Origin of the sequence: Halobacterium sp. KA-6 (assembly GCF_021029015.1) — an archaeon.
Lineage (GTDB): Archaea > Halobacteriota > Halobacteria > Halobacteriales > Halobacteriaceae > Halobacterium.
In genome coordinates, this window is sequence record NZ_JAJJZH010000023.1 from 1 (window position 1) to 6,651 (window position 6,651).

Sequence of the window (6,651 nt, forward strand, 5' to 3'; positions counted from 1 at the left end):
TAGCTAGGTCACGACACTGCTCGATGAAGTCGAGGAGATCGATTTCCATAGGACAGAATCGAATTCCTCGGCTTCGCCCTTCTAAACCCGTGATATCAGCTGAATAGATCGCTATTCAACAGAGCAGCGACGTCAGCGACGGCGTCGTGCTCGAAGAGGAGTTCCTCGACTTCGCGAGGGTAGACGTTGTAGCCCGCCGTGTTGATCATGTGCTTCTTCCGGTCGACGACGTAGAAGTAGCCGTCCTCGTCGTGGTAGCCGAGGTCGCCCGTATGGAACCAGCGCTTGCCCTCTGCTTCGGTGAACGCTTCCTCGTTGGCGTCCGGGAGGCCCGAGTATCCTTTCATCACGTTCGGCCCGGCGACGACGAGTTCGCCCGTGATATCGTCCATCTCGACGTCATCTTCGCTTACAGGGCCTTCCTTGATGGGTGGGACGTTTTCGAAGTCACCGGTGATGACGCGCGCGTCGATGCCCTCGAGTGGTTTCCCGATGGAGCCGACGCGGCGCCCCCAGTTCGGGCTGTTGAAGTGGGTGACGGGGCTGGTCTCGGTGAGCCCGTAGCCCTCGTAGATTTTCACCGGGTAGAGTTCCTCGAAGCGCCGCAGCACCTCGACGGGGATGCCGGAGCCACCGACTGTACACTGGCGCAGTGAGGAGAGGTCGAACTCTTCAGCGTTGGGTTGGTTGATGACGTCGTTGTGAACCTGCTCCGGGGTCAAGCCCCGGGGCTTCCTGCTTCAACGACGCGCTTTGCATCCACGGCCTCTCGCTGAGGTGTGAACGTAGGGAGCGCAGTCTGCACAGGCGTTGATTCGGAGCGTCCCGCCCCTAACTGCCGCAAGCCGCGATTGAGAATATTCTTTGCTGCGTTGAGATCACGGTCTTCGGTATGTCCGCATGCCGGACACGAATGTTCCCGTACCCAGATCGGTTTGGCTGTCTCCACGCCGCAGCTCGCGCACTCTTTAGTCGTTCCCGCCGGCTCCACTTTCTTGACGTGGGTGCCATACAGGTTGCCCTTGTACTCCAAGAGGTCGAGAAACCGTGACCATGCTGCGTCTTGCTTGTTCTTGGCGTTCTGACTGGTTTCCAGCATCGGCTTCACGTCAAGGTCTTCGACAGCCACAACATCGTATTCTTTGACGAGCCATGTCGTCAATTTGTGCTGGTAGTCCAGCACCTTGCGCTTAATTTCACGTTTCGCCCGCGCTACCTGTTGTCGTTGTTTCTCCCAGTTGGCAGAGCCGTGGTTTTTCCGGGAGAGTTTACGCTGTTCGCGTGCATAGCGGTCGTACTCGTCGGATAAGTCAAGCGTCTCCACAGACAGATTTTCTGAGGTGCGAATATAGCTGGTGATACCAAGGTCGACGCCAATACAGTCATCAACGTCAATCTCAGCCAGTTGCGGCTTGCTTGGCGTCTCCTCTACAGTGGTGACGAGCGACACATACCACTCACCCGTGGTCTCTTTTTTGAGGATGACCTCATCGATGGTCGCTGCCGCTGGAACGTGACGTTCTGCCCGAATCTTGAACCAGCCAATCTTTTCGAGTCGGAGTTGGACAAATCGGTCGTCGCCCGTGTTGTGATCCACGTTGAAGCGACTGGATTGATTGTACGACACTGACCGGAACTCACCGGCACCTTGCCACTGCAACCGCCCAACCGCGTAGCCCTCATCTCGGCGCTCTTGGAGTGTCTCAAGATCGTCGTGAATCTGGCTGATGGCCTGTTGTGCGGCGTGAGCCGACGGAGCGGTGAACAACGGCCACTGGTCCTTCCATTTGGTGAACTTCTTGTGTTGGTCGTAGTCAGATGGCCGCTGGCCGGGAGCTGCTTGGTAGTAGTCTCGTACAGCGTGGTTTCGAATCTGCCGAAGGATATCGATGTGTTGCCACGCTTCGCTTGCGACGTCATCGGGTAGGTACGCACGGAAGCGAAGCGTGTGTTTCATCGGTGGTTGTCAGTCGAGTTTTTCGACAGTGAGTTTCAGCTGGTCGCCCTCTTCGAGATTAAGCCCCTCTCGAACTTCTTCAGGAATCGTAACAACGCCTCGTTGTCGTAGTTCCGGGTAACATTCCATCTGACTCATACTGTACGATACAGATTAAAACAGTATAATGCTGTCGGATTCATACTCGAGGTCAAGCCTCGATGCAGTCGCCTTGGACAGCCTTTACATCGCGGGCACGCCGTCGAACAGCGTCAGGTCGGCGTCCGCGACGAGGCTCATCGCCTCCTGGGCATCCCACGCTGGCAGCGGGTAGAACGACGCCCCCGCGAACAGCGCGGCGTTCATCCCGACGGTCATCCCATAGATGTGGAACAGCGGGAGCACGCCGATTTTACGGTCCGAGGGCTGGACGCCGTCGGGGACGATGTCGATGGACTGCCGGGCGTTCGACGCGAGGTTGTGATGGGTGAGCTGGACACCCTTCGGTTTCCCGGTGGTACCGGAGGTGTACGGCTGGACGGCAACGTCGTCGTCCGCGCGCTCGGCGACGCTGTCGTCGCCGCTGGTGAGGAACGCTCGGAACGGCGTTCCCGTGTCGGCGTCGCCACCGACGGTGACGACGCGCTCGACGCTCGTGTCGTCGCGTACCTGCTCGACGAACGGGACGACGTCGGCGAGTGCGACGACCGTTTCGGCCCCCGAATCTGAGAGCAGGTGTTGGATTTCGCGGCTCTTGTACTGGGGGTTCATCGGTACGACCGTGCATCCTGCGCGGAGTGCGCCGTGGAATGCGACGACGAACTGCGGGAGGTTCGGCAGGTAGATGCCGACTGCGTCGCCGGCTTCCACGCCCGCGTCGCGGAGCGCGGCGGCAAACTGCCCGGTTTGAGCCCAGAACTCCCCGTAGGATAGTTCGACGTCCTCGTAAACGACGGCGGGTCGCGCTGGCTGCTCGTCGACGACGGATTCGATGTGGCGGACTAGATTCGTCACGGCTACTCCGCCCAAGGGAGTCTATCATCAATAATACTGGTGTTCAGTGGGGTCGCGACGACCCGGTGGCCTTTTGCCGGGCGACCGCGCATCCGAACGCATGACAGCGTTCGACGCCGAGGACGTGCAGGCGTTCATCCAATCGTACGTCGACGACCACGGCTTCCTCTCCTTTCTGGACCTCCAAGTAGAGGACGTCGACGACGGCGAGATGACGCTCCGCATCCCCTACGACGAGAAACTCACCAACCACGGCGCCGGCGAGGGGAACGTCCACGGCGGCATTGCCGCGACCATCATCGACACCGCAGGCGGGCTCGCTATCCGCACGACCCTCGACGAACCCGTCACCGCTGGCGTCGCCACCATCGACCTGAACGTCTCCTACCTCCGGCCCGCACGCGGCGATCTCGTCGCCGAAGCTGAAGTCATCCGCGTCGGCTCCACGGTCGGCGTTGCTGAGGTTACGGTCACCTGCGAAGACGACGACGGGGAGCGCGTGGAGGTTGCGGTCGGCCGCGGGTCGTTCCGCGTGTTCGAGTAGCGGTACTTTTTCGCAGTCCCCGGTCCACGGGTCGGGCATGCAGCTGTTCTGGCACCGCCGCGACCTCCGCACGGCCGACAACCGCGGGCTCGCCGCGGCCGCCGACTCGGGCGAGGTCGTCCCCGTGTTCTGCTTCGACGACGTCGTCCTCGACCACGCGAGCCCGCCACGGGTTGCGTTCATGCTGGACGCGCTCGCCGATCTCCGAGCGCGCTACCGCGACCGCGGCAGTGACCTTCTCGTGCGTCGCGGCGACCCGTCCGCGGTGCTGCCCGAACTCTTAGCGGAGTACGACGTTGACCGCGTCGTCTGGAACCACGACTACTCGGGGCTCGCCCGCGAGCGCGACGAGGCCGTCCGCGCCGCCTTTGATGACACCGGTGTCGACCACGAGCAGGTCCACGACGCGGTCTTCCACGAGCCCGGCGCGATTCGCACGAATGCCGGCGACCCGTACTCCGTGTACACGTACTTCTGGAAGAAGTGGCAGGACCGCGAGAAACCCGAGCCAGTCCCCGAACCAGCCGAGGGGGACCTCGCGGACGTGTCGGGCGAGGAGTTGCCGACAGTGGCGGACCTTGGATTCGCGGAGTCCGACGCGGAACTGCCAGTCGCAGGGACGGACGCGGCTCGCGAGCGCCTCGCTGCCTTCTGCGAGGACGACATCTTCCGCTACGAGGAGGCCAGGGACTACCCAGCGGAAGCGGCGACGTCGCGGCTCTCACAGGACCTCAAGTTCGGGACGATTGGCGTCCGCGAAGTGTACGAACAAACGGAGGAAGCGATGGCTGAGGCGGACGGTGAGGCGGAGCGTGAGAGCGTCGAGGAGTACCAGGGGCAACTCGCGTGGCGGGAGTTCTACGCGCAAGTGCTGTACTTCAATCCGGAAGTCGTCTCGCAGAACTACAAGGAGTACGCGAACCCAATCGAATGGCGCGAGGACGACGCCGAACTCGCGGCGTGGAAGCGCGGGGAGACGGGGTACCCGATCGTGGACGCGGGGATGCGTCAACTCCGCGAGGAGGCGTACATGCACAATCGCGTGCGGATGATTGTCGCCTCGTTCCTGACGAAAGACCTCTTGCTAGATTGGCGCGAGGGGTACGACCACTTCCGCGAGCACCTCGTCGACCACGACACCGCCAACGACAACGGGGGCTGGCAGTGGGCGGCCTCTACTGGTACCGACGCGCAGCCGTACTTCCGCATCTTCAACCCGACGACGCAGGGCGAGCGCTACGACCCGGACGCCGAGTACATCACCGAGTACGTCCCCGAACTACGGGACGTGCCGGCCGAGAAGATTCACGCGTGGCCGGAGTTGGACGCCGACGAGCGCACGGAGCTCGCGCCCGACTACCCGGATCCGATTGTGGACCACGGCGAGCGCCGCGAGGAAGCAATATCGATGTTCGAGCGGGCACGCGGCGACGACTAACCGGAGTCGGAAATACGGGATCTCTTCAGTAGAAAACTGAACCGCACGGAGAGTACAGACAAGAGATTTACAGTTTCGAGGAGATTGTGTCCGTATGGCTAGGACCGTAACTGTCCGCCTTTCTGTCGTCGTAGGCGTCGTCTTACTCGTCGCTGGCGGCGGATTCTACGGCTATGGAGCCTACGATGCAGCCACGTACGACCGGGAAGCCGGCATCGACGTTGCTCCGACTTCCACAGCCAACGCAACCGCAACGAACTTCTCCGACCTCCCCCGGGAACAACAGGCGCTATTCTTGCTCGCCGTCGAGCCCGGACAGGACAGTTACTACATGACCACCGATGAAGGATTACAAGAGCTGGCCTCTGAAATTCCCTCCCGCGTCCGATACGACACCACTATCTACGACGTCTCAGGAACCCACACCGACGCCGTTGTAGGCATGTACACAATACCCTTCGGCATGCTTATCGCCGCAATTGGTAGCGTGACACTGCTCGGTGCAGGAGCAACATCCATCCTCCGGAAGGTACGAGACTGATAGCGGTATTCAGTCCCAACAGCCAGCCTCGATGTGGTGAGGCACTTCGGCAAGTACAGGAGTTCTCTAACCGTTATGTACCTACAGAAAACTTATTGGTGCAACGCCACTTCCAATTGGCGTGAATAACCGGGTTCGAGCAGCCCTCATTACTGTGCTTACAGTCGCTCTCCTGTACGTTCTCGCCACGATTGAGGGCCGTCCAGATGCGACCGGCCTCTCGAACCTCGGGTCCGCCCCAGCAATCGGAGTAACGGGAATCGGTTTTGGAGTGGCTAGTTACGTTACAATCACGGGAAATACGGCCCAGAATCGGTCCTAGAAGCCGCAAGTGTTGTCACGTTAATGTATGGTGGCGCTGCCCTTGGACTCACTGAGTTCAGCCTGAAGTTGCTGGACAAGGAGATTCTCTTCTTAATATTCGGCTTGGGAACGATACCCGCTGCAACCGGCGGAGCGCTCGCAGTAGGGTCATATAGAGATGAACTGCTGTTTGGTAGTGTATTCGTTTTGGTATCGCTAGGTTCGGCGTTCTATCTCCGCGGCGACCTGCTGAATCGAGTAGTCCTGCACACTTGGGCGATGGTTCCCGGGTTCCTCCTCGCCTTTGTGTACACGAGTGCGGCGAACGCCGGCGCATTTGAGTGAACCATCGTGCCCAACTGTCACGCCAAATCCAGTTAGGGAGAACCCGTCCCGATGTGGTACGGCATTTCGTTAAATGCCGACAAGACATTTACACGCCCGAAGAATTCTACCCATATGGCTACGACAGAGGCTAAATCACTCATCATTTTAGGTCTCTTCAGTAGTCTTCTCACCACTCTTGGTCTTTGGCCTGAGTATGGGCCGTTAAATGCGGGCCTGCCGGAATTGGCGACCGTTCTGCTCCTTCTGATTAATCTCGGATTTATGGCAACTGGCTGGTTCTGGTACCAAGAGCGTGCATCCGGTCAGATTCGCTACGAGCAGATACCAGCGCTCGTTATCAGTCTGGTCGGTATCACGGGTATCGTCGGGAGTCTTGTCGTGTTTCAGCCGTGGCAGTATACTCAGTACCTCACAAAGCATTGCCAGTTAGTGTGACCTGAGCCACCTGTTTTGTTGTGGTGAGTCGTCGATCACGGTTGAGCAACGCTGATCGAAGGCGGAGCTGTCGCTGTCGGCGGCGCTCAGCC

7 protein-coding genes and 2 pseudogenes are annotated in these 6,651 nt (G+C 60.1%); 5 read left to right on the forward strand and 4 right to left on the reverse strand.

Annotated elements, in window-relative coordinates:
* Nucleotides 1-119: 119 nt before the first annotated feature.
* From LPA46_RS18360 to LPA46_RS18375, 4 genes and pseudogenes are all read right to left on the reverse strand, one after another.
* Nucleotides 120-707: pseudogene (locus LPA46_RS18360) on the reverse strand (AMP-binding protein); the annotation flags it as partial.
* An 11-nt stretch (nucleotides 708-718) separates the two neighbouring features.
* Nucleotides 719-1,957 (reverse strand): RNA-guided endonuclease InsQ/TnpB family protein, encoded by a 1,239-nt coding sequence (locus LPA46_RS18365; RefSeq protein WP_230893759.1) that lies wholly within the window; start codon nucleotides 1,955-1,957, stop codon nucleotides 719-721.
* Between the two features lie 9 nt (nucleotides 1,958-1,966).
* Nucleotides 1,967-2,095, reverse strand: coding sequence for an AbrB/MazE/SpoVT family DNA-binding domain-containing protein (locus LPA46_RS18370; RefSeq protein ID WP_230893760.1), 129 nt, complete (start codon nucleotides 2,093-2,095; stop codon nucleotides 1,967-1,969).
* An 87-nt stretch (nucleotides 2,096-2,182) separates the two neighbouring features.
* A pseudogene (locus tag LPA46_RS18375) lies at nucleotides 2,183-2,950 on the reverse strand (AMP-binding protein); the annotation flags it as partial.
* 100 nt (nucleotides 2,951-3,050) lie between these two features.
* Here LPA46_RS18375 and LPA46_RS18380 point away from each other — a divergent pair.
* The 5 genes from LPA46_RS18380 (at nucleotide 3,051) to LPA46_RS18400 (ending at nucleotide 6,559) form a co-directional block, all read left to right on the forward strand.
* On the forward strand, nucleotides 3,051-3,494 hold the full coding sequence (locus tag LPA46_RS18380) for a PaaI family thioesterase (protein WP_230893761.1): 444 nt from the start codon (nucleotides 3,051-3,053) through the stop codon (nucleotides 3,492-3,494).
* 37 nt (nucleotides 3,495-3,531) lie between these two features.
* The gene (locus tag LPA46_RS18385; protein WP_230893762.1) at nucleotides 3,532-4,932 is read left to right on the forward strand and encodes a cryptochrome/photolyase family protein; all 1,401 of its coding nucleotides are present in this window, start codon (nucleotides 3,532-3,534) and stop codon (nucleotides 4,930-4,932) included.
* Nucleotides 4,933-5,026: 94 nt separating this feature from the next.
* On the forward strand, nucleotides 5,027-5,473 hold the full coding sequence (locus LPA46_RS18390; protein ID WP_230893763.1) for a hypothetical protein: 447 nt from the start codon (nucleotides 5,027-5,029) through the stop codon (nucleotides 5,471-5,473).
* Nucleotides 5,474-5,818: 345 nt separating this feature from the next.
* The gene (locus tag LPA46_RS18395; protein ID WP_230893764.1) at nucleotides 5,819-6,121 is read left to right on the forward strand and encodes a hypothetical protein; all 303 of its coding nucleotides are present in this window, start codon (nucleotides 5,819-5,821) and stop codon (nucleotides 6,119-6,121) included.
* A gap of 114 nt (nucleotides 6,122-6,235) precedes the next feature.
* Nucleotides 6,236-6,559 carry a hypothetical protein gene (locus tag LPA46_RS18400; protein WP_230893765.1) on the forward strand — a complete coding sequence of 108 codons (324 nt, stop codon included), beginning with the start codon at nucleotides 6,236-6,238 and terminating at the stop codon, nucleotides 6,557-6,559.
* Nucleotides 6,560-6,651 lie beyond the last annotated feature (92 nt).

What these genes read in the sequence shown, in the direction of transcription:
- LPA46_RS18365 (WP_230893759.1), bottom strand. Translation starts at nt 1,957, where the DNA reads ATGAAACACACGCTTCGCTTCCGTGCGTACCTACCCGATGACGTCGCA.
- LPA46_RS18370 (WP_230893760.1), bottom strand. Translation starts at nt 2,095, where the DNA reads ATGAGTCAGATGGAATGTTACCCGGAACTACGACAACGAGGCGTTGTT.
- LPA46_RS18380 (WP_230893761.1), top strand. Translation starts at nt 3,051, where the DNA reads ATGACAGCGTTCGACGCCGAGGACGTGCAGGCGTTCATCCAATCGTAC.
- LPA46_RS18385 (WP_230893762.1), top strand. Translation starts at nt 3,532, where the DNA reads ATGCAGCTGTTCTGGCACCGCCGCGACCTCCGCACGGCCGACAACCGC.
- LPA46_RS18390 (WP_230893763.1), top strand. Translation starts at nt 5,027, where the DNA reads ATGGCTAGGACCGTAACTGTCCGCCTTTCTGTCGTCGTAGGCGTCGTC.
- LPA46_RS18395 (WP_230893764.1), top strand. Translation starts at nt 5,819, where the DNA reads ATGTATGGTGGCGCTGCCCTTGGACTCACTGAGTTCAGCCTGAAGTTG.
- LPA46_RS18400 (WP_230893765.1), top strand. Translation starts at nt 6,236, where the DNA reads ATGGCTACGACAGAGGCTAAATCACTCATCATTTTAGGTCTCTTCAGT.